The 21174-nt window shown below is 62.3% G+C and carries 17 protein-coding genes and 1 tRNA gene; 14 read left to right on the top strand and 4 right to left on the bottom strand.

The genetic code is table 11. The features are described 5' to 3' along the window. Positions 1-223 precede the first annotated feature (223 nt). The 7 genes from apaG (at position 224) to CAG34_RS17000 (ending at position 8149) form a co-directional block, all read left to right on the top strand. Positions 224-604: a Co2+/Mg2+ efflux protein ApaG gene (apaG, locus tag CAG34_RS17030; RefSeq protein WP_012270198.1), complete on the top strand. Its 381-nt coding sequence runs from the start codon at positions 224-226 to the stop codon at positions 602-604. Further along, entirely contained in the window at positions 604-1470 is an 867-nt protein-coding gene (locus CAG34_RS17025; protein WP_085591383.1) for a symmetrical bis(5'-nucleosyl)-tetraphosphatase, read from the top strand. The genes apaG and CAG34_RS17025 overlap by 1 nt, the downstream gene beginning before the upstream one ends. Positions 1471-1484: 14 nt before the next feature. Continuing rightward, positions 1485-1814, top strand: a complete 330-nt coding sequence (glpE, locus tag CAG34_RS17020) for a thiosulfate sulfurtransferase GlpE (protein ID WP_061303896.1) — start codon at positions 1485-1487, stop codon at positions 1812-1814. Between the two features lie 283 nt (positions 1815-2097). Further along, complete coding sequence (locus tag CAG34_RS17015; protein ID WP_015268718.1) at positions 2098-4020, top strand: PrkA family serine protein kinase; 1923 nt, start codon at positions 2098-2100, stop codon at positions 4018-4020. A gap of 130 nt (positions 4021-4150) precedes the next feature. Then, entirely contained in the window at positions 4151-5422 is a 1272-nt protein-coding gene (locus CAG34_RS17010; protein WP_013970586.1) for a YeaH/YhbH family protein, read from the top strand. After that, entirely contained in the window at positions 5419-6987 is a 1569-nt protein-coding gene (locus tag CAG34_RS17005) for a SpoVR family protein (RefSeq protein ID WP_025337455.1), read from the top strand. Before CAG34_RS17010 ends, CAG34_RS17005 begins: the two co-directional genes overlap by 4 nt. Positions 6988-7042: 55 nt before the next feature. Continuing rightward, entirely contained in the window at positions 7043-8149 is a 1107-nt protein-coding gene (locus CAG34_RS17000; protein ID WP_085591380.1) for a multifunctional CCA addition/repair protein, read from the top strand. A 228-nt stretch (positions 8150-8377) separates the two neighbouring features. On the opposite strand, the gene folK is transcribed toward CAG34_RS17000, so the two are convergent. Both folK and folB read right to left on the bottom strand, forming a co-directional pair. Continuing rightward, positions 8378-8887 carry a 2-amino-4-hydroxy-6-hydroxymethyldihydropteridine diphosphokinase gene (gene folK / locus CAG34_RS16995; RefSeq protein WP_025337453.1) on the bottom strand — a complete coding sequence of 170 codons (510 nt, stop codon included), beginning with the start codon at positions 8885-8887 and terminating at the stop codon, positions 8378-8380. Further along, positions 8878-9234 (bottom strand): dihydroneopterin aldolase, encoded by a 357-nt coding sequence (folB, locus tag CAG34_RS16990; RefSeq protein WP_004375185.1) that lies wholly within the window; start codon positions 9232-9234, stop codon positions 8878-8880. Before folB ends, folK begins: the two co-directional genes overlap by 10 nt. 74 nt (positions 9235-9308) lie before the next feature. Between folB and plsY the strand changes: the two genes are divergently transcribed. Next, positions 9309-9878 carry a glycerol-3-phosphate 1-O-acyltransferase PlsY gene (plsY, locus tag CAG34_RS16985; protein ID WP_013970581.1) on the top strand — a complete coding sequence of 190 codons (570 nt, stop codon included), beginning with the start codon at positions 9309-9311 and terminating at the stop codon, positions 9876-9878. A gap of 3 nt (positions 9879-9881) precedes the next feature. Here the strand turns inward: plsY and tsaD are convergent, their stop codons facing one another. Then, positions 9882-10907: a tRNA (adenosine(37)-N6)-threonylcarbamoyltransferase complex transferase subunit TsaD gene (gene tsaD / locus CAG34_RS16980; protein WP_085591378.1), complete on the bottom strand. Its 1026-nt coding sequence runs from the start codon at positions 10905-10907 to the stop codon at positions 9882-9884. Between the two features lie 204 nt (positions 10908-11111). On the opposite strand from tsaD, the gene rpsU reads away from it, so the two are divergent. The 6 genes from rpsU to CAG34_RS16950 all read left to right on the top strand — a co-directional run bounded on the left by rpsU (position 11112) and on the right by CAG34_RS16950 (position 20358). Then, positions 11112-11327: a 30S ribosomal protein S21 gene (gene rpsU / locus CAG34_RS16975; protein WP_003255575.1), complete on the top strand. Its 216-nt coding sequence runs from the start codon at positions 11112-11114 to the stop codon at positions 11325-11327. 303 nt (positions 11328-11630) lie between these two features. Then, positions 11631-13613, top strand: coding sequence for a DNA primase (gene dnaG, locus CAG34_RS16970; RefSeq protein WP_025337451.1), 1983 nt, complete (start codon positions 11631-11633; stop codon positions 13611-13613). Between the two features lie 67 nt (positions 13614-13680). Continuing rightward, positions 13681-15531 carry an RNA polymerase sigma factor RpoD gene (rpoD, locus tag CAG34_RS16965; RefSeq protein WP_025337450.1) on the top strand — a complete coding sequence of 617 codons (1851 nt, stop codon included), beginning with the start codon at positions 13681-13683 and terminating at the stop codon, positions 15529-15531. A 211-nt stretch (positions 15532-15742) separates the two neighbouring features. Further along, complete coding sequence (locus CAG34_RS16960; protein ID WP_085591376.1) at positions 15743-19486, top strand: EAL domain-containing protein; 3744 nt, start codon at positions 15743-15745, stop codon at positions 19484-19486. Positions 19487-19502: 16 nt separating this feature from the next. Further along, positions 19503-19579: transfer RNA gene (locus CAG34_RS16955), tRNA-Ile, on the top strand. Positions 19580-19896: 317 nt separating this feature from the next. Further along, entirely contained in the window at positions 19897-20358 is a 462-nt protein-coding gene (locus CAG34_RS16950; protein ID WP_015268712.1) for an Lrp/AsnC family transcriptional regulator, read from the top strand. A 13-nt stretch (positions 20359-20371) separates the two neighbouring features. Here CAG34_RS16950 and CAG34_RS16945 read toward each other — a convergent pair whose 3' ends face one another. Beyond that, complete coding sequence (locus CAG34_RS16945; protein WP_232880970.1) at positions 20372-20803, bottom strand: hypothetical protein; 432 nt, start codon at positions 20801-20803, stop codon at positions 20372-20374. Positions 20804-21174: the final 371 nt, after the last annotated feature.

Here is a 21174-nt window from a genome sequence, read left to right as displayed (position 1 = left end):
GTAGGGCGAAAGATTTTCTTCGACAGTAATGGCCTCTTCGCAGCACAAGGCTGCTCCTACAGGTGCTGTGCATGCCTTGAAACCCATGCCGGCCAGGTGGGAGCGGGTTTACCCGCGAAAGGGCCGGGACAGACAACACAATCCCCAAGCCCCTCACCGCTGGCCCTTCCCCCTCTCAATGGCCTAGACTGCATTATTGCGTCAGTTCGCCCAAGGCCCTTGCATGTCCGACCCCCGCTATCAGATCGACGTCAGCGTCGTGACCCGCTACCTCAAAGAACAATCCGACCCCGAAAACAGTCGTTTCGCTTTCGCCTACACCATCACCGTGCAGAACAATGGCTCGCTCAAGGCCAAGCTGCTGTCGCGCCACTGGCTGATCACCAACGGTGACGGCGAGGTCGAGGAGGTGCGTGGCGCCGGCGTGGTCGGCCAGCAGCCCAATATCGACCCGGGCCAGAGCCATACCTACAGCAGCGGAGCGGTCATCAGCACCCGCGTGGGCACCATGCAGGGCAGCTACCAGATGTTCGCCGAAGACGGCAAACGCTTCGATGCCGAGATCGCCCCCTTCCGCCTGGCGGTGCCCGGGGCGCTGCACTGATGGCTACCTACGCCGTCGGTGACCTGCAGGGCTGCCTGCAGCCACTCAAGTGCCTGCTCGAACGGGTCAACTTCAACCCCGCCGTCGACCGCCTGTGGCTGGTCGGCGACCTGGTCAACCGCGGCCCCGAGTCACTGGAAACTCTGCGCTTCCTTTATTCGATCCGCCAGTCGCTGGTGTGCGTGCTGGGCAACCATGACCTGCACCTGCTGGCCGCCTGGCACAACGTCGAACGCCTGAAGAAAAGCGACACCCTGCGCGAGATCATCGAAGCGCCGGACGCCGACCAGCTGTTCGACTGGCTGCGCCAGCAAAAGCTGCTGCATTACGACGAACCCCGTGGCATTGCCCTGGTTCACGCCGGCATTCCACCGCAATGGACCTTGGGCAAAGCCCTGGAGCTGGCCGCCGAGGTCGAGGAAGTGCTGCGCGACGACGAGCGCCTGAAGCTGTACCTGGACGGCATGTACGGCAACGAGCCGAACAAGTGGAGCAAGAACCTCAGCGGCATCGAACGCCTGCGGGTCATCACCAACTGCCTCACGCGCATGCGCTTCTGCACCGCCGAGGGCAAGCTCGACCTCAAGAGCAAGGAAGGCCTGAATACCGCCCCCAAGGGCTACAAGCCCTGGTACGCACACAAAGGCCGCCGCTCACGCCACGTGAAGATAATCTTCGGCCACTGGGCCGCCCTGCAGGGGCAGGTCGACGAGCCCGGCATCATCGCCCTGGACACCGGTTGCGTGTGGGGCGGTGCCATGACCCTGTACAACGTCGACAGCGGCGAATACCACCGCTGTAACTGCAGCGACGACGGCAACTTACGCCTCCCCACCCAAACGCCTACACTGAACGATCAATCCTGAAGGAAGCCGTACCCATGAGCGAATTCAAGCGCATCCCTCCCGAACAGGCCCTGGCCCTGCGCGCGCAAGGTGCGGTAGTCGTCGACATTCGCGACCCGCAGGCCTTTGCCGCCGGCCACATCACCGGTGCCAAGCATCTGGATAACCATTCGGTCGCCGAGTTCATCCGCAATGCCGACCTCGATGCCCCAACCCTGGTGGTGTGCTACCACGGCAATTCCAGCCAGAGCGCCGCGGCCTATCTGGTGAACCAGGGCTTCTCGGACGTATACAGCGTGGACGGCGGCTTTGAGCTGTGGCGCGCCACCTACCCGGCCGAAACCGCCCAGGGCACTGCCGAATAATTTTTTCATTTTTACTGCAGCCCGCGCCCCATGCGGGCTTGCGGCTTATCTGACGAACGGTCGTTCGCAACTTCTCCGCCCCTCGCCCTTGACCTTGCGGATAACCAACTATTCTTAAGCGCAGGCCATCCAGAAAAAGGGGAGAGCCGGTACACCGGCGTGCGGGTCATCGGTAGCGTTACAGGGTGTTCTGGGGGGTATACAGCAATCGGCAACCCCGGTTGCATGCCAGCATCAGCTGACTGATCCGGCGTCGTCTCCACGTATCGAGCGAGGTGACGTCATGAGTATTTTTAGCCACTTCCAACAACGTTTCGAGTCTACGCGCCAGGAAGAACTCTCGCTGCAGGAGTACCTCGAGCTGTGCAAAGAGGATCGCAGTGCCTACGCATCGGCGGCCGAACGGCTGTTGCTGGCCATCGGTGAGCCGGAGCTGATCGACACCTCAACCAACTCCAGACTGTCGCGAATCTTCTCCAACAAGGTTATCCGCCGCTATCCGGCCTTTGCCGACTTCCATGGCATGGAAGAGTGCATCGACCAGATCGTGTCCTACTTCCGCCACGCCGCCCAAGGCCTGGAGGAAAAGAAACAGATCCTCTATCTGCTGGGCCCGGTGGGCGGCGGTAAGTCGTCGCTGGCCGAGAAACTCAAGCAGCTGATGGAAAAGGTGCCGTTCTACGCCATCAAGGGCTCGCCGGTATTCGAGTCGCCCCTGGGCCTGTTCAACGCCACCGAAGACGGGGCCATTCTCGAGGAAGAGTTCGGCATCCCGCGGCGCTACCTGAACACCATCATGTCGCCCTGGGCCACCAAGCGCCTGCAGGAGTTCGGCGGCGACATCAGCAAGTTCAAGGTGGTGAAGCTGTACCCGTCGATCCTCAACCAGATCGCCATCGCCAAGACCGAACCCGGTGACGAAAACAACCAGGATATTTCGGCGCTGGTCGGCAAGGTGGATATCCGCAAGCTCGAGGAATTCCCGCAGAACGACGCCGACGCCTATGCCTATTCGGGCGCGCTGTGCCGGGCCAACCAGGGCCTGATGGAATTCGTCGAGATGTTCAAGGCACCGATCAAGGTCCTGCACCCGTTGCTCACCGCCACCCAGGAGGGCAACTACAACAGTACCGAAGGCCTCGGCGCCATCCCCTACTCCGGGATTCTGCTGGCCCACTCCAACGAGTCGGAATGGCACACCTTCCGTAACAACAAGAACAACGAGGCGTTCATCGACCGGATCTACATCGTCAAGGTGCCGTACTGCCTGCGCGTCAGCGACGAAATCAAGATCTACGACAAGCTGCTGATCAACAGTTCGCTGGCCAAGGCCCACTGCGCGCCAGACACGCTGAAGATGCTCGCCCAGTTCACCGTACTGTCGCGCCTGAAAGAGCCGGAAAACTCCAACATCTATTCGAAGATGCGGGTGTACGATGGGGAAAACCTCAAGGACACCGATCCGAAGGCCAAGTCGATCCAGGAGTACCGCGATGCCGCCGGCGTCGACGAAGGCATGAACGGCCTGTCGACCCGCTTCGCCTTCAAGATCCTGTCCAAGGTGTTCAACTTCGACCCGCATGAAGTGGCCGCCAACCCGGTGCACCTGCTGTATGTGCTGGAGCAGCAGATTGAGCAGGAACAGTTCCCGGCCGAGGTGCGCGAACGCTACCTGCGCTACCTGAAGGAGTACCTGGCCCCGCGCTACATCGAGTTCATCGGCAAGGAAATCCAGACCGCCTACCTGGAATCCTACAGCGAATACGGCCAGAACATCTTCGACCGCTACGTGCTGTACGCAGACTTCTGGATCCAGGACCAGGAATACCGCGACCCGGAAACCGGCGAAATCCTCAACCGTATCGCCCTCAACGAAGAACTGGAGAAGATCGAGAAGCCGGCCGGCATCAGCAACCCGAAAGATTTCCGCAACGAAATCGTCAACTTCGTGCTGCGTGCCCGTGCCAACAACAACGGCAAGAACCCGAGCTGGCTGAGCTACGAAAAGCTGCGGGTGGTGATCGAGAAGAAAATGTTCTCCAACACCGAGGACCTGCTGCCGGTCATCAGCTTCAACGCCAAGGCAAGCAAGGAGGACCAACAGAAACACAACGACTTCGTCACACGGATGGTGGAGCGTGGCTACACCGACAAACAGGTTCGTCTGCTGTCGGAATGGTACCTGCGGGTCAGGAAATCGCAATAAAGCGACAAGCTACCCACCGCGCGCCCAGGGCTGCTATGCCAGCCCTGGGCGGCGGCAGCTGCTTTGCTGCCTTTACGTGCAGCAGCTCGTAGCTTGAAGCGTGCAGCTGTTCCCAGCTACCGGAGGGACCATGAGCTACGTTATAGATCGACGCCTGAACGGCAAGAACAAGAGCACGGTGAACCGCCAGCGCTTCCTGCGGCGGTACCGCGAACACATCAAGAAAGCCGTCGAAGAGGCGGTAAGCCGCCGTTCCATCATGGACATGGAACATGGCGAGCAGATCAGCATTCCGGGGCGCGACATCGACGAACCGGTGTTGCACCATGGTCGCGGGGGCAAGCAGACCATCGTGCACCCAGGCAACAAGGAATTCACCGCCGGTGAACACATCCCCAGGCCACAAGGCGGTGGCGGTGGCAGCGGCCGAGGCAAGGCCGGCAACTCCGGCGAAGGCATGGACGACTTCGTCTTCCAGATCACCCAGGAAGAATTCCTCGAGTTCATGTTCGAGGACCTCGAGCTACCCAACCTGGTCAAACGTCACCTGACCGGGGCCGACACCTTCAAGACCGTGCGCGCCGGTATCGCCAACGAAGGCAACCCGTCCCGCATCAACATCGTGCGCACCCTGCGTTCGGCCCATGCCCGGCGCATTGCCCTGACCGGCAGCAGCCGCGCACTGCTGCGCGAAGCGCAGAAGGAACTCGCCCGCCTGAAGGTCGAGGAACCCGACAACTTCACCGATATCCAGGAAGTCGAACACGAGATCGAACGCCTGAAGGCACGCATCAACCGCCTGCCCTTCCTCGACACCTTCGACCTCAAGTACAACTTGCTGGTCAAGCAGCCCAACCCCAGCTCCAAGGCGGTGATGTTCTGCCTGATGGACGTGTCCGGCTCGATGACCCAGGCCACCAAGGACATCGCCAAGCGCTTCTTCATCCTGCTGTACCTGTTCCTCAAGCGTAACTACGACCGCATCGAAGTGGTGTTCATCCGCCACCACACCAGCGCTCGTGAAGTCGACGAGGAAGAATTCTTCTATTCGCGGGAAACCGGCGGCACCATCGTTTCCAGCGCCCTCAAGCTGATGCAGGAGGTCATGGCCGAACGCTACCCGGCCAGCGACTGGAACATCTACGCCGCCCAGGCTTCCGACGGCGACAACTGGAACGACGACTCGCCGATCTGCCGCGACATCCTGGCCAAGCAGATCATGCCGCATGTGCAGTACTACACTTACGTTGAAATCACCCCGCGTGAACACCAGGCGCTGTGGTACGAATACGAGCGCATCGGCGAAGCCTTCCCCGACACGTTCGCCCAGCAGCAGTTGGTATCGGCCGGCGATATCTACCCGGTCTTCCGTGAACTCTTCCAGCGCAGGTTAGCCACATGACCGCCAGAGCACAGAGACGCCAACCTATTTCCACCGGGTCCGAGTGGACGTTCGAACTGATCCAGACCTACGACCGGGAAATCAGCCGCCTGGCCGAGCGTTACGCCCTGGACACCTACCCCAACCAGATCGAGGTGATTACCGCCGAGCAGATGATGGACGCCTACGCCTCGGTCGGCATGCCGCTGGGTTATCACCACTGGTCCTACGGCAAGCAGTTCCTCAGCACGGAGAAATCCTACAGCCGTGGCCAGATGGGCCTGGCCTACGAGATCGTGATCAACTCCGACCCGTGCATCGCCTATCTGATGGAAGAAAACACCATGTGCATGCAGGCACTGGTGATCGCCCATGCCTGCTACGGCCATAACAGTTTCTTCAAGGGCAACTACCTGTTCCGCACCTGGACCGACGCCAGCTCGATCATCGACTATCTGGTGTTCGCCAAGCAGTACATCGCCCAGTGCGAAGAGCGCCATGGCATCGATGCCGTGGAAGACCTGATCGACTCCTGCCACGCCCTGATGAACTACGGCGTCGACCGTTACAAGCGGCCTTATCCGATTTCCGCCGAAGAGGAGCGGCGGCGGCAGAAGGAGCGCGAGGAGCACCTGCAGCGGCAGATCAATGACCTGTGGCGGACCATTCCGAAGAGTGCCGACAAGGGTAACGAGCGCGATGATGCGCGCTTCCCCGCCGAGCCGCAGGAAAACATCCTGTATTTCATCGAGAAGAACGCCCCGCTGCTGGAGCCCTGGCAACGTGAAGTGGTGCGCATCGTGCGCAAGATCGCCCAGTATTTCTACCCGCAGCGCCAGACCCAGGTGATGAACGAAGGCTGGGCGACGTTCTGGCACTACACACTGATGAACGACCTGTATGACGAGGGGCTGATCACCGAAGGCTTCATGATGGAGTTCCTGCAGTCGCACACCAGCGTGGTGTTCCAGCCCGGCTTCGACAGCCCCTACTACAACGGCATCAACCCCTACGCACTGGGCTTTGCGATGTACACCGACATCCGTCGCATGTGCGAAAACCCGACTGAAGAAGATCGCCGCTGGTTCCCCGACATTGCCGGCAGTGACTGGCTTTCTACCATCAAGTTCGCCATGAGCAGCTTCAAGGACGAGAGCTTCATCCTGCAGTACCTGTCGCCGAAGGTCATGCGCGATCTGAAGCTGTTCAGCATCCTCGATGACGACCAGCGCGACGACCTGTATGTACCTGCCATCCACGACGAGGCCGGCTACCGGACCATTCGCGAACTGCTGGCGGCGCAGTACAACCTGGGCAACCGCGAACCGAACGTGCAGATCTGGAGCGTCGACCGCCGCGGCGACCGCTCGCTGACCTTGCGTCACCAGCAACACAACCGCAAACCGCTGGGCGATTCTACCGATGAAGTGCTCAAGCACCTGCACCGCCTGTGGGGCTTCGACATCCACCTGGAGACCGTCCAGGGCGAGCAGGTGATGAAGACCCACCACATGCCACCGCGCGGCGAGCACGGCGAAAGTGCCGACTACGGCCGCATGGACCTGGCTGTCATCCACCACCTCTAGTGCCACGCCATGAGTGCCGACAGGGTATCCTGTCGGCAGTTATGGAGAGCTGCACATGCACATCTACAAAGTTGGCGGCGCCGTGCGCGACCGCCTGCTCGGCCGCCCTGTCAGCGATATCGACTGGCTGGTGGTCGGCGCCACGGTCGAGGAAATGCACGCCAAGGGCTTTCGCCCCGTCGGCGCTGATTTCCCGGTGTTCCTGCACCCGAAAACCGGCGAGGAATATGCCCTGGCGCGCACCGAGCGCAAGAGCGGGCGCGGCTACGGCGGCTTCACCTTCCACGCCAGCCCCGATGTGACCCTGGAAGAAGACCTGATCCGCCGTGACCTGACCATCAATGCAATGGCCGAGGACGAGACGGGTACGGTGTACGACCCCTATCACGGCCAGAGCGATCTCGATCAGCGCCTTTTGCGCCATGTTTCTCCGGCATTCGCCGAAGATCCATTGCGTGTGCTGCGTGTTGCGCGCTTTGCTGCCCGTTATGCACCGCTGGGTTTCCGGGTTGCCGATGAGACGCTTGAGCTGATGCGCCAGATCAGCGCCTCGGGCGAACTGCAAGCACTGACCGCCGAGCGCAGCTGGAAGGAAATCGAGCGGGCGCTGATGGAGGCGCAGCCGCAGGTGTTCTTCCAGGTGCTGCATGCTTGTGGAGCCCTGCGGGAGCTGCTGCCGGAGCTTGATGACGCTCCCCAGGCCCTGGCGGCGCTGGAACAGGCGGCAATGCACGAACGGCCCCTGCATGTACGCTGGGCCTGCCTGCTGCAGTCGCTGACACCGGCCGCGATCAAAGCCATCAACCAGCGCCTGAAGGCGCCGCGGGAGTGCCAGGAGCTGGCGTTACTGACGGGTGAATGCCTGAAGCTGGGCAACCAGGCGCTGGAACTGCCTGCCACGGCACTGCTGGAGCTGTTGCAGAAGTTCGATGTGTACCGGCGGCCACAGCGGTTCGAGGACTTCCTGATCGCTTGCGAGATGACAGCGCTGGGCGAGGACAAAGCAGGTTATCCACAGGCCGACTACCTGCGAGGGGCAGCGGCGGCGGCGCGGGCAGTGGATGTCAAGCCGTTGGTGCAGGAAGGGCTTACTGGCCAGGCCTTGGGTGAAGCGCTCAAAGGTGAGCGGCTGAAAGCGCTCGAGGCTTACAAGCTCGGTTGAACATACCGGCCCTTTCGCGGGCTCGCCCGCTCCCACAGGAACCGCGCATTTTCTGAGCCTCGCACCTAACCTGTGGGAGCGGGCAAGCCCGCGAAGGGCCGCAAAGCGGCCCCAATTTTCTTAACTGACCGGCATTAAGGCTCGCCCGCTCCCACAGGGATCGCATGATGCCAAGTGTCGTGCGATCCCTGTGGGAGCGGCTTTAGCCGCGAAAGGGCCGGTACAGGCTTACGCGGGAGTCAGCTGCAACCCACGCCACTCAAAGGCAACCGGGGCCAACACCTGATCAATCCGCGCCTCCTGCCACAACTGCGCCATTGTCTTGCCTACCCCCGGATGCACCAGCTCCGGCGCCAGCAGCGACAGCGGCCACAGCACAAAGGCGTTTTTCAGGATCTCGGCCCGAGGCAACACCAGCCCATCGAACGTGCCGTGCAGGCCGTCATACATCAGCACGTCGATATCCAGCGGAAGGCCCTTGCGGTCCGGGGCATAGCGACCATTGTCGGCCTCGATGAACTTCAACCGGCGGTCCAGTTCGATCAACGGCAATGCAGTCTGCCCGGTCACCACGAAGTTGATGAACGGCCCGCTCTTGATCCCCACTGCCTGGCTTTCGAACGCCGGCGAACAGCGCATGTCGGTCAGGATGCCCGCCAACGCATCGAGCCCGGCGCACAAGTGCACCTCGCGGTCGATGTTGCTGCCAAGGCCCAGGTAAACCGTGCTCAGAGACATCCGCGCTCGATCTCCACGCCAACACCACCACGGGCCGCCGGCACCGCACCCGGCTTGGTCAGTTTCAACCGCACCCACGGGATGTGGAACTCTTCCATCAACGTCGCCACCAGGCGCTCGGCGAAGGTTTCCACCAACTCGAAACGGGCCTGTTCGGCAAACGCCTGGATGCGCGCCGACACACTGGCATAATCCAGCGCCAGGTTCAGGTCGTCACCGGCCGCAGCCGGGCGGTTGTCCCAGGCAAAGCTCAGGTCCAGGCGCAAGCACTGGCGAATATCCCGCTCCCAGTCATAGGCACCGATGACGGTATCGACTTCCAGGCCTTCGATGAACACTCTGTCCAAGCACTTCTCTCCACAGCACGACAAGGGCGACTGGCGCCGTTAGAATCAGGGCGTCCTCGCCCGGAATAGTTAGCATGTTTTGGTTACTGGCGTTGCTCGCCTACCTGCTCGGCTCGCTGTCCTTCGCCATCGTCCTCAGCCGCCTTACGGGCAGCCCGGACCCGCGTTCCAGCGGTTCAGGCAATGCCGGCGCCACCAACATGCTACGCCTGGCAGGCCGCAAACTGGCGATCCTGACCCTGCTTGGCGACCTGTGCAAGGGCCTGTTGCCGGTATTGCTCGCCCGCGGTGCCGGGCTGGACCTGCACGCGCAGGCCTGGGTTGGCGTGTGCGCAGTGCTGGGCCACCTGTTCCCGCTGTACTTCCGCTTCCAGGGCGGCAAGGGCGTGGCAACCGCCGCCGGCATGCTCATGGCCCTGTACTTCCCGGCCGCGCTGCTGGCCATTGGCGCCTGGCTGCTGACCTTCTACCTCACCCGCACCAGCTCGCTGGCGGCGCTGATCGCCACACCGCTGACCTTGCCGTTGCTGGCCTGGCGCGAGCCAGAGGCCCTGCTGCCGATCACTGTGCTGACAGCGATGATCGTATGGCGCCACCGCAGCAACCTTCGCGACCTGTTCGCCGGCCGCGAACGGCACTTCTAACGCTTAAACCGGCGGCAACTGCTCCATCGGCCAACGTGCCTGCACGCTGATTGCCAGGTCCTGCTTTTGCCCGGCCAACAACCGCTGGCAGCCGGCATAGGCGATCATCGCGCCGTTGTCGGTGCAGAACTGCGGGCGCGCGTAGTACACGTTGCCCTTGATGCTGCCGAGCATGCCCTCGAGGGACGCACGCAGGGCCTTGTTGGCGCTGACGCCACCAGCAATGACCAGGCGCTTGAGGCCAGTCTGCTTCAACGCCCGCTTGCACTTGATGGTCAAAGTCTCCACCACCGCCTGCTGGAATGCCAGGGACAGGTCGCAACGGGTTTGCTCACTGTCGTCGCCGGCATCGCGGCACTGCTGCCAGGTGTTCAGGGCAAAGGTTTTCAGGCCGCTGAAGCTGAACTCCAGGCCCGGGCGGTCGGTCATCGGCCGCGGGAACACGAAGCGGCCAGGCACGCCGCGCTCGGCCAGGCGGGCGATTTCCGGGCCACCGGGGTAGTTCAGGCCGATCAGCTTGGCGGTCTTGTCGAACGCTTCGCCAGCGGCGTCGTCCAGGCTCTCGCCCAGCAGCTCGTACTGGCCGATGCCATCGACCCGCACCAACTGCGTGTGGCCACCGGAAACCAACAAAGCGACGAACGGAAACTCCGGCGGGTTTTCTTCCAGCATGGGTGCCAGCAGGTGGCCTTCCATGTGGTGTACGCCAATCGCCGGTATGTCCCAGGCAAAGGCCAGCGCCTGAGCGCAGGAGGCCCCCACCAGCAGGGCACCGACCAGGCCAGGGCCCGCGGTATAGGCGATGGCGTCGATCTCGGTGGCGACGCAGCCGGCCTCATCCAGCACCTGGCGGATGAGTGGCAGCATGCGCTTGACGTGGTCACGCGAGGCAAGCTCTGGCACCACACCGCCGAACACGCGGTGCAGGTCGATCTGGCTGAACAGCGCGTCGGCCAACAAACCGCGTTCGCTGTCGTATAATGCGACGCCAGTTTCGTCGCAGGATGTTTCCAATCCCAGTACTAGCATGGGTTCGTCCCTTGTGGGGGCTGAATTCGAAGCCGCGCATGATAGTCCCCGTGTCGGATGCCGACCAGCGGTTTTCGATCAGAGGCTTTGCATTCCGGCTTGCTAAGGGTTAACATCCGCAACCCTTGAAAACCGACGTTCTCCAGCACACCTTTGTTTTGCCAGGAGCACGTCTACCCCGGTAATGAATTAAGGTAGCCCTGGATGCCAGCCGTCAAAGTTAAAGAGAACGAACCCTTCGACGTAGCTCTGCGTCGTTTCAAGCGCTCCTGCGAAAAAGCCGGTGTACTGGCTGAAGTTCGTAGCCGCGAGTTTTACGAGAAGCCGACCGCCGAGCGGAAGCGCAAAGCAGCTGCTGCTGTTAAGCGTCACGCCAAGAAAGTTCAGCGCGAACAGCGCCGCGCCGTTCGTCTGTACTAATACAGACGTTCTACGCAAAGCTTCTGCCCTGCCCGGCTAACCGCCGGGCGATGGCAGTGGTCGTTTCAAACTTGAGCAGCTAGCTCAAGGCCCTGCACAAGCTTCATGCGAACTGCACATGGGCAACCTGCCTGAAACGTCAGAGCTGGTCCTCCTTGTTGTATGACCAGACGTGCACGTCCGACTGACGGGCCCTCAGGGGCCGGCGACGAGCACACATTCCCTCGCACTTTCCCAAGCGGCACTCGCCCCATTCGGCGCGTGAGCGATTAGACTTGCCAGCTGCCAGATGACGAGACTGCCATGGCCGGGCTGATTCCCCAGAGTTTCATCGACGACCTTATCAACCGCCTCGACATCGTCGACGTGGTGAGTTCGCGCGTCCAGCTGAAAAAAACCGGCAAGAACTACTCCGCCTGCTGCCCGTTCCACAAGGAAAAGACCCCTTCCTTCACGGTCAGCCCCGACAAGCAGTTCTACTACTGCTTCGGCTGCGGTGCCGGCGGCAACGCCCTGGGCTTCGTCATGGACCACGACAACCTGGACTTCCCCCAGGCCGTCGAGGAGCTGGCCCGCGCCGCTGGCATGGAAGTGCCCCGCGAGCAAGGCCGCCGCGACCACAAGCCGCGCCAGCCAACCGACTCGCCACTGTACCCGCTGCTGGACGCAGCCTCGGAGTTCTACCGCCAGGCCCTGCGCAGCCACCCGACCCGCAAGGCGGCGGTGGATTACCTCAAGGGCCGTGGCCTGTCCGGGGAAATCGCCCGCGACTTCGGCCTGGGCTTCGCCCCGCCAGGCTGGGACAACCTGCTCAAGCACCTGGGTGCCGACACCCTGCAGCAGAAGGTGATGATCGATGCCGGCCTGCTGATCGAGAACGCCGAAAGCGGCAAGCGCTATGACCGCTTCCGCGACCGGGTGATGTTCCCGATCCGCGACAGCCGCGGGCGCATCATCGCCTTCGGTGGCCGGGTGCTCGGCGACGACAAACCCAAGTACCTGAACTCCCCGGAAACCCCGGTGTTCCACAAGGGCCAGGAACTCTACGGCCTGTACGAAGCACGCAAGCACAACCGCAACCTCGACGAAATCATCGTCGTCGAGGGCTACATGGACGTGATTGCCCTGGCCCAGCAGGGCCTGCGCAACGCCGTGGCCACCCTCGGTACCGCCACCAGCGAAGAGCACCTCAAGCGCCTGTTCCGCGTGGTACCCAGCGTGCTGTTCTGCTTCGACGGTGACCAGGCCGGGCGCAAGGCCGCCTGGCGCGCCCTGGAGTCGACCCTGTCGAACCTGCAGGACGGCCGCCGCGCGCGCTTCCTGTTCCTGCCCGAAGGCGAAGACCCGGACAGCCTGGTGCGCGCCGAAGGCACCGATGCCTTCATGGCCCGCATCAACCAGCACGCCCAGCCGCTGGCCGATTACTTCTTCGAGCAACTGGGCGTCGAAGCCGACCCGCGCTCGCTGGAAGGCAAGGCGCATATGGCGACCCTGGCCGCACCGCTGATCGAAAAGATCCCCGGCGCCAACCTGCGCCAGCTGATGCGCAACCGCCTGAAGGAAATCACCGGCCTCGACCCGCAGCAGGTCGAACAACTGGCGCAACACGCCCCGGCCGCCAGCAGCGTGCCGGACTACGACCCTGGCTACGACTACGACGCCATGGCCAGCTACACCCCCGACTACGGCGACATGCCGCAGCACGACTTCGCCCCCGTTCATCAGGAACAGGAGTGGAAGCCGAACAAGGGCGCTGGCAAGAAGCAGTGGAGCGACAAACCCTGGGACAAGAACCGCAAGGGTGGCAAGCCATGGCAGCAACGTGACGAAGCGCCACCACGCGTACCGGCCCCGGTCGAGCCGCCCACCCTGGCCGCCCTGCGCACCCTGCTGCACCACCCGCTGCTGGCCGGCAAGGTGGAGGATGCCAGCCACTTCGCCGACGAAGAACACCTGTACAGCCAGCTTCTGGTGGCACTGATCGAAGCCGCACAGAAAAATCCTGGGCTAAGCTCAATGCAGTTGATCGCACGTTGGCACGGCACCGAACAGGGGCGCCTGCTGCGGGCTCTGGCGGAAAAGGAATGGCTGATCGTGGCCGACAACCTTGAACAACAGTTTTTCGACACTATAACTAGCTTGTCCGCCCGCCAACGCGAGCGCAGCCTGGAACAACTGCTCAGGAAATCACGTCAAAGCGAATTGACCAGCGAGGAAAAAACCCAGCTCCTCGCCCTGCTGAGCCGGAATGTTCCCGCACAAACGCCGACCTCATCTGGCGCGTGAGGCCCATGCTCGGGTATAATCCTCGGCTTGTTTTTTGCCCGCCAAGACCTTCAGTGGATAGGGTGTTATGTCCGGAAAAGCGCAACAGCAGTCTCGTATCAAAGAGTTGATCACCCGCGGTCGTGAGCAGGGCTACCTGACTTACGCGGAGGTCAACGACCACCTGCCTGAGGATATTTCAGATCCGGAACAGGTGGAAGACATCATCCGCATGATCAACGACATGGGGATCAACGTATTCGAGAGTGCTCCGGATGCGGATGCCCTTCTGTTGGCGGAAGCCGACACCGACGAAGCCGCGGCCGAAGAAGCCGCTGCTGCGTTGGCGGCAGTTGAAACCGATATCGGCCGCACGACCGACCCGGTGCGCATGTACATGCGCGAAATGGGTACCGTCGAGCTGCTGACCCGCGAAGGCGAGATCGAAATCGCCAAGCGTATCGAGGAAGGCATCCGTGAAGTCATGGGCGCCATCGCCCACTTCCCGGGCACTGTCGACTACATTCTCGGCGAATATGACCGCGTCACCACCGAAGGTGGCCGTCTGTCCGACGTTCTCAGCGGTTACATCGACCCTGATGACAATATCGCCGCGCCGACCGAAGAAGTGCCGATCCCGGGCACCAAGGCCGCCGCCGCGAAGGAAGAGTCCGACGACGACGAGGAAGAATCCGAAAGCGGTGACGACGAGGAAGAGGCCGAGAGCGGCCCGGACCCGGAAGTCGCTCGCCAGCGTTTCGGTGCGGTCAACGATCAGCTTCAGGCCACCAACAAGGTCCTGAAGAAGAACGGTCGCGCCCACAAGGAAAGCATCGACGCCCTGCAGGCCCTGGCCGACCTGTTCATGCCGATCAAGCTGGTACCGAAGCAGTTCGAGGTACTGGTAGAGCGTGTTCGTGACGCCCTGAACCGCCTGCGCCAGCAGGAACGCGCCATCATGCAGCTGTGCGTGCGTGATGCCCGCATGCCGCGTGCCGACTTCCTGCGCATGTTCCCGAGCAACGAAACCGACCAGACCTGGAGCGGTGACCTGGCCAAGCGCAACACCAAGTGGGCTGCCGCCCTGGGTGAAAAGGACGCTGCCATCGTCGCTTGCCAGCAGAAGCTGATCGACCTTGAGACCGAAACCGGCCTGACCGTTGCCGAGATCAAGGAAATCAACCGTCGCATGTCGATCGGTGAAGCCAAGGCCCGCCGCGCCAAGAAAGAAATGGTCGAGGCGAACCTGCGTCTGGTGATCTCCATCGCCAAGAAGTACACCAACCGTGGCCTGCAGTTCCTCGACCTGATCCAGGAAGGCAACATCGGCTTGATGAAAGCGGTGGACAAGTTCGAATACCGTCGCGGCTACAAGTTCTCGACCTACGCCACCTGGTGGATCCGCCAGGCGATCACCCGTTCGATCGCCGACCAGGCGCGCACCATCCGTATTCCGGTGCACATGATCGAGACGATCAACAAGCTCAACCGTATTTCCCGCCAGATGCTGCAGGAAATGGGTCGCGAACCGACCCCGGAAGAGCTGGGCGAGCGCATGGAAATGCCTGAGGACAAGATCCGCAAGGTACTGAAGATCGCCAAAGAGCCGATCTCCATGGAAACCCCGATCGGTGACGACGAAGATTCGCACCTGGGCGACTTCATCGAGGACTCGACCATGCAGTCCCCGATCGACGTGGCCACGGTCGAAAGCCTCAAGGAAGCCACCCGTGACGTGCTCTCGGGCCTGACCGCACGCGAAGCCAAGGTGCTGCGCATGCGTTTCGGTATCGACATGAACACCGACCACACCCTCGAAGAGGTCGGCAAGCAGTTCGACGTGACCCGCGAGCGGATCCGTCAGATCGAAGCGAAGGCGTTGCGCAAACTGCGCCACCCGACTCGCAGCGAGCATCTGCGCTCCTTCCTCGACGAGTGATGACAAACCCCGGCCCAGGCCGGGGTTTTTCTTTTCCGGCCCTGCGCGATCCCCGTGGGAGCCGGCTTGCCGGCGATGGGCTGCGCAGCAGCCCCATTTCCTCGTTACCTCCCCCTTCCGACAGCCAGAACACAAAGCCCGCCCTTCCACCGCACACCTGCAGCAATGCCCGTCTACACTCGACTTCATACCACTTGAATGTGAGGCCGCTATGCCGCTGATGCCGGCCATCCTGTTGCTGCTCCTGATTTTGTGGAACACAGCGGCCGGCGCCCTGACCCTGACAGACGAGGAGAAAGCCTGGTTGGCTGCCCACCCGCAGCTGAGCCTGGGTGTAGACGCCTCTTGGCCACCGTTCGAGTTTCGCGACCAGGAGGGCCGATACCAGGGATTGGCCGCCGATTACATCGCCACGATCCAGCAACGCCTGGGTGTGACGCTCAAACCGGTCGAACCCAGCAGCTGGACCGAGGTACTGGCGCAAGCCCGCGAAAGCCGCATCGACCTGCTGCCCGGCATCATGTCCACCCCCGAACGCCAAGGCTACCTGGCCTTCACCCGGCCGTACCTCGACTTCCCCATCGTCATCCTCGCCCACAAAGGCGGCGCACAGCCGCGCAACCTGGACGACCTGTACGGCCTGAAGATTGCAGTGGTCGAAAACTACGCCCCGCACGAACTGCTGCGCACCCACCACCCGGACCTCAACCTGGTGGCCCTGCCCAACGTCAGTTCCACCCTGCAGGCCCTGGCCACCGACGAAGTGGACGCGGTGGTCGGCGACCTCGCTTCAAGCATCTGGAGCCTGCGCCAGCTCAAGCTCGACGGCCTCTACGTCAGCGGTGAAACGCCCTACCGCTACCAGCTGGCCATGGCCGCCCCGCGCGACAAGAAGGTGCTGGTCGGCATTCTCGACAAAGTGATGGCCGACATGAGCAGCGGCGAAGTCAGCCAGATCCAGCAACGCTGGGTGGGCAATGTGGTCGACCAACGGATGTTCTGGTCCGACCTGCTGGTGTATGGCCTGCCCGCGGTGCTGGTATTGATGGCTGTGCTGGCAGTGGTCATCCGCATCAACCGCCGGCTCAGTTCGGAAATTTCCCGGCGCATCGCCCTGGAACAGGAACTGCGCAGCAGCGAGTACCACTATCGCAGCCTGGTAGAGAGCCTGTCCGCCATCGCCTGGGAGGCCGACGCCAACGACTTCACCTACAGCTACGTCTCACCCCACGCCGAAGGCCTGCTCGGCTACCCATTGGCCGACTGGCTCAAGCCCGGTTTCTGGCGCAGCATCCTGCACCCGGAGGATGCCCTCTGGGCCCAGGCCTACTGCGACAGCGAAACTGCCGCCGGGCGCGACCACAGCCTCGACTACCGGGTAATCCGGGCCGATGGCCAGCCATTGTGGGTACGCAACATCGTCAGCATGATCGAGCATGGCCACCAGCCGGTGATGCGTGGCCTGATGATCGACATCAGCGAGACCAAGCGCACCGAGGACGCCCTGCGCCTGTCCGAGCAGAAGTTCGCCTCGGTGTTCCAGCAGTGCCCCGACATCCTGCTGATCGCCCGCCACAGCGACGGCTGCCTGCTGGAGGTGAACGAAGCCTTCGAAGAGCAGATCGGCCTCACCCCGGGCCAGGTAATCGGCCGCACCGCCACCGAGCTCAACCTGTGGGGCGTCGAAGGCACCGGCCCGCGGCTGCTCGAACGCCTGCACCGGGGCGGTATCCGCAACCTGGAAATGAGCTTCCGCCGTAGCAACGGCCAACTGTTCACCGGCCTGACCTCGGCCGAAACCTTCGAGCTCGACGGCAACCTCGCGCTAGTGGTGGCGGTACGCGACATCAGCCAGCTCAAGGAAACCCAGGAGCAGCTGCAGATCTCGGAAGAGAAATTCGCCAAGGCCTTCCATGCCTCGCCCGATGGCCTGCTGCTGTCGCGCCAGAGCGACGGCTTGCTGCTTGAAGTGAACGAGGGCTTCTGCCGCCTGACCGGCTATGACCTCAGCCCGACCCTCGACCAGACCTCGCTGGACCTGGGCATCTGGGTCGACCTCAACGAGCGCAAACGCCTGGTCGAACAGCTCAACCGCGACGGTTTCGTACGCGACTTCACGTGCCACCTTCGCCGCAGTGATGGGCAGATTCGCCTCTGCGAGCTCTCTGCACGGCCGCTGCCGATTGCTGGCGACGACTGCATGCTGACCATCGCCCGCGACATCACCGAGCGCCACCTGATGCAGGAAAAGCTGCAGCTGGCCGCCACCGTGTTCGAGAACACCGCCGAAGGTGTACTGATCACCGACATCGACCAGCGCATCAGTGCCGTCAACCGCGCCTTCAGCGAAATCACCGGCTACAGCGAGATCGAAGCCCTCGGCCAGACCCCGCGCCTGCTTGCCTCCGGCCAGCACGACAGCGCGTTCTATGTCGCCATGTGGCACCAGCTGACCGACGAAGGCCACTGGCAAGGCGAGATCTACAACAAGCGCAAGAACGGCGAGCTGTACCCCGGCTGGCTGACCATCAGCGCCGTGCGCAACAGAGAACGCGAGATCACCCACTTCGTCGCCGTGTTCGCCGACATCTCCAGCCTCAAGCATGCCCAGGCCAAGCTCGACTACCAGGCCCACCACGACCCGCTGACCGGCCTGCCCAATCGTGCCCTGTTCGAGAACCGCCTGCAGGCCGCGCTCACCTGCTCGCAAGTGTCCAACCGCAAGGGCGCGGTGCTGTTCCTCGACCTCGACCGTTTCAAGCACATCAACGACAGCCTCGGCCACCCGGTCGGCGACCTGCTGCTCAAGGGCATCGCCCAACGCCTGAAGGAGCAGGTGCGTGATGTCGACACCGTGGCCCGCCTGGGTGGCGACGAGTTCATCATCCTGCTGCCCGGCTTGCACAAACCCAGTGACGCCAGCGCCATCGCCAACAAGCTGCTGGCCTGCTTCAACGCGCCGTTCCAGGCCGGCGAGCACGAGTTCTTCACCAGCGCCAGCATCGGCATCAGCCTTTATCCACAGGACGGCACCGACGTTGCCACACTGATTCGCAACGCCGACGCAGCCATGTACCGCTCCAAGGCCAAGGGCCGTAACCGCGTCGAAGCCTACACCCTCGACCTCACCGCCCAGGCCAGCGAACGCATCGCCCTGGAGCACGAACTGCGCCGCGCCATCGAGCGCAACGAACTGAGCCTGTGCTTCCAGCCCAAGCTCAGCCTCAAGACCCAGAGCCTGGTCGGCGCCGAAGCGCTGATCCGCTGGAGCCACCCGACCTTTGGTGAAGTGCCGCCAGAGCATTTCATCCACCTGGCGGAAGAGAACGGCACCATCCTCCAGATCGGCGACTGGGTACTGGAACAGGCCTGCCGGCAGATGCAGGCCTGGAAGATGCACTACGACCCCTTCGGCCCGCTGTCGATAAACCTCGCCGGCGCCCAGCTGCGCCACCCCCACCTTGCCCGGCGCATCGAACAGTTGCTGAAGCACTACCAGCTCAAGGCCGGCGACCTGCAGCTGGAAATCACCGAAAACTTCATCATGAGCCAGGCAGAGGAAGCCCTGGCCGTGCTGCACCAGCTGAAGAAGCTGGGCGTGCAGCTGGCCATCGACGACTTCGGCACCGGTTATTCATCGCTGAGCTACCTCAAGCGCCTGCCGCTGGACATCCTCAAGATCGACAAATCGTTCATCCGCGGCCTGCCCGACGACCCCCACGACGCCGCCATCGCCCGCGCGATCATCGCCCTGGGCCGCAGCATGCAGCTGACCATCATTGCCGAGGGTGTGGAAAACCAGGCCCAGCAACGCTTCCTGGCGGCTGAAGGCTGTGAGCAGATCCAGGGCTACATCGTCAGCCTGCCCCTGCCCCCGGACGACTTCGCGGCGACGTTTCTTCGCATAGCACTATCGGATCTTTCAGATGGCACAGGTGCGAAACCCTCGTTATAATCCGGCCACTTACTGAGGGCCTATAGCTCAGTCGGTTAGAGCAGAGGACTCATAATCCTTTGGTCCACGGTTCGAGTCCGTGTGGGCCCACCAGAAAACTCAAAGGCCTACGTTGCAGAACGTAGGCCTTTTTCTTTTCGGCAGTTCTGCCGGATGAAAAAGCTACGGCCAATGTTTACATCCTGGGCCAGGCCGACACGGCAGCTGTAGGAGCGGCCTTGTGTCGCGAAAGGGCCGCGAAGCGGCCCCGGGATTTCGGCACTGAGCAAATATTGTTGGGGCTGCTGCGCAGCCCTTTCGCGACGCAAGGCCGCTCCTACAACGGGGGCGCATCAGCATGGCCAACTGTCTACCCTTGCCCTGCTTACCGCAGGCTGGCTAGGCTAGCGGGTCAACCGTAGAGACTCGCCATGTCGGATTCCCGCTCCATCACGCTGGATGAAATCGATCGCCAGCTGATCGCCCTGCTGCAGATAAACGCCCGCGAAAGCGTCGCCACCCTCGCCCGCCAGTTGGGTATCGCCCGCACCACCGTCAACTCGCGCCTGGAGCGGTTGGAGAAGAACAAGGTCATCTCCGGCTATGGCGTGCGCCTGGGCCAGCGGGTGATGGGTGGCGGGCTGCAGGCGTATGTGGGGATCAAGGTGCAGCCGCGCTCGGGCAAGGAGGTGGTGCGGCGCCTGAGTGCCATGGGCCAGGTGCAGCAGCTGTGCGCAGTGAGCGGCGAGTTCGACTATGTGGCTTGGCTGCGTACGGATTCGCCCGAGCAACTGGACCAGTTGCTTGACCAGATCGGCAGTGTCGACGGGGTGGAGAAGACCACCACGTCGATCATTCTCAGCAGCAAGGTGGACCGCGGGCAGCCGCTCTGAACCTGGCTGGCGGTCAGGCCTCCTGGCCGTCGAGCAGGCCTTCCAGAATCGCCGAAAGGCTTTCGGCGGAATGCTGCATCGACCAGACAATGTCACGGCTGCGCTCGGGGGCGTGATGCTGGGCGTAGTCGGTGGCGATCTGATTGAGGCCACGGGCCAGCAGGCAGGCGTGGACCAAGGCGTCTGCGGCATCGATGCCGGGGCGTATGGCGAATAATGGCGGATGGCTGGATTCGCAGTTGCAGAAGGTTTTTTCTGCGGTGGGTTTCAGTTTTTCGGGTTGGTCGGAATAAGTCTTCTTCATGATGCAATTTCCAAATTGAGTCTTGAGGAAACCGCCTACCAACTCCTTCTCACGGGAAATAGGTGGCAGCCATGCACGGGGTGAGAACCGGCCAACTTGGAAATCCGGCCAGGCGAAAGCCTGCCCGCGCACAGCTGCCATGACATAAGCCTTGGTGCGAAGTTGGAGATGGGTTCTCACACCCAGTCGCCCGAACAGCGGCGACCCAGTGAAGTTAACGATGAGGCGTTTCCCACGCAGCCAGACCGAGGCTATAGCGGGCGTAGGGTAATTCTTTAATTCATGGCATGGGTGTAGGAACTGTCTGATCACACCCTGTGGGAGCGGGCGTGCCCGCGAACACGGGCGCAGCCCGTGCCATACACCGCGGGGGCTCTTCGCGGGGCTCGCCCGCTCCCACAGGGACCGATGCTGTGCTTGAGATGGGTAGGTTTCCTGTTCGTCATAAAGCTATCTTGTTTATACATTTCGACGGCACAAGCTACATTCAGACAACAATCTGCACCTTAATA

This window comes from Pseudomonas sp. B14(2017) (assembly GCF_002113255.1).
Classification (GTDB): domain Bacteria; phylum Pseudomonadota; class Gammaproteobacteria; order Pseudomonadales; family Pseudomonadaceae; genus Aquipseudomonas; species Aquipseudomonas putida_Z.
The sequence above is the reverse complement of the archived record's forward strand: the minus strand, read 5'-3'. Positions and strand labels throughout refer to the sequence as shown.

Bases quoted from the DNA above. Each gene is read 5' to 3' on its own strand.
- apaG (WP_012270198.1), top strand. From the start codon at position 224: ATGTCCGACCCCCGCTATCAGATCGACGTCAGCGTCGTGACCCGCTAC.
- CAG34_RS17025 (WP_085591383.1), top strand. From the start codon at position 604: ATGGCTACCTACGCCGTCGGTGACCTGCAGGGCTGCCTGCAGCCACTC.
- glpE (WP_061303896.1), top strand. From the start codon at position 1,485: ATGAGCGAATTCAAGCGCATCCCTCCCGAACAGGCCCTGGCCCTGCGC.
- CAG34_RS17015 (WP_015268718.1), top strand. From the start codon at position 2,098: ATGAGTATTTTTAGCCACTTCCAACAACGTTTCGAGTCTACGCGCCAG.
- CAG34_RS17010 (WP_013970586.1), top strand. From the start codon at position 4,151: ATGAGCTACGTTATAGATCGACGCCTGAACGGCAAGAACAAGAGCACG.
- CAG34_RS17005 (WP_025337455.1), top strand. From the start codon at position 5,419: ATGACCGCCAGAGCACAGAGACGCCAACCTATTTCCACCGGGTCCGAG.
- CAG34_RS17000 (WP_085591380.1), top strand. From the start codon at position 7,043: ATGCACATCTACAAAGTTGGCGGCGCCGTGCGCGACCGCCTGCTCGGC.
- folK (WP_025337453.1), bottom strand. From the start codon at position 8,887: ATGTCTCTGAGCACGGTTTACCTGGGCCTTGGCAGCAACATCGACCGC.
- plsY (WP_013970581.1), top strand. From the start codon at position 9,309: ATGTTTTGGTTACTGGCGTTGCTCGCCTACCTGCTCGGCTCGCTGTCC.
- tsaD (WP_085591378.1), bottom strand. From the start codon at position 10,907: ATGCTAGTACTGGGATTGGAAACATCCTGCGACGAAACTGGCGTCGCA.
- rpsU (WP_003255575.1), top strand. From the start codon at position 11,112: ATGCCAGCCGTCAAAGTTAAAGAGAACGAACCCTTCGACGTAGCTCTG.
- dnaG (WP_025337451.1), top strand. From the start codon at position 11,631: ATGGCCGGGCTGATTCCCCAGAGTTTCATCGACGACCTTATCAACCGC.
- rpoD (WP_025337450.1), top strand. From the start codon at position 13,681: ATGTCCGGAAAAGCGCAACAGCAGTCTCGTATCAAAGAGTTGATCACC.
- CAG34_RS16960 (WP_085591376.1), top strand. From the start codon at position 15,743: ATGCCGCTGATGCCGGCCATCCTGTTGCTGCTCCTGATTTTGTGGAAC.
- CAG34_RS16950 (WP_015268712.1), top strand. From the start codon at position 19,897: ATGTCGGATTCCCGCTCCATCACGCTGGATGAAATCGATCGCCAGCTG.
- CAG34_RS16945 (WP_232880970.1), bottom strand. From the start codon at position 20,803: ATGGCAGCTGTGCGCGGGCAGGCTTTCGCCTGGCCGGATTTCCAAGTT.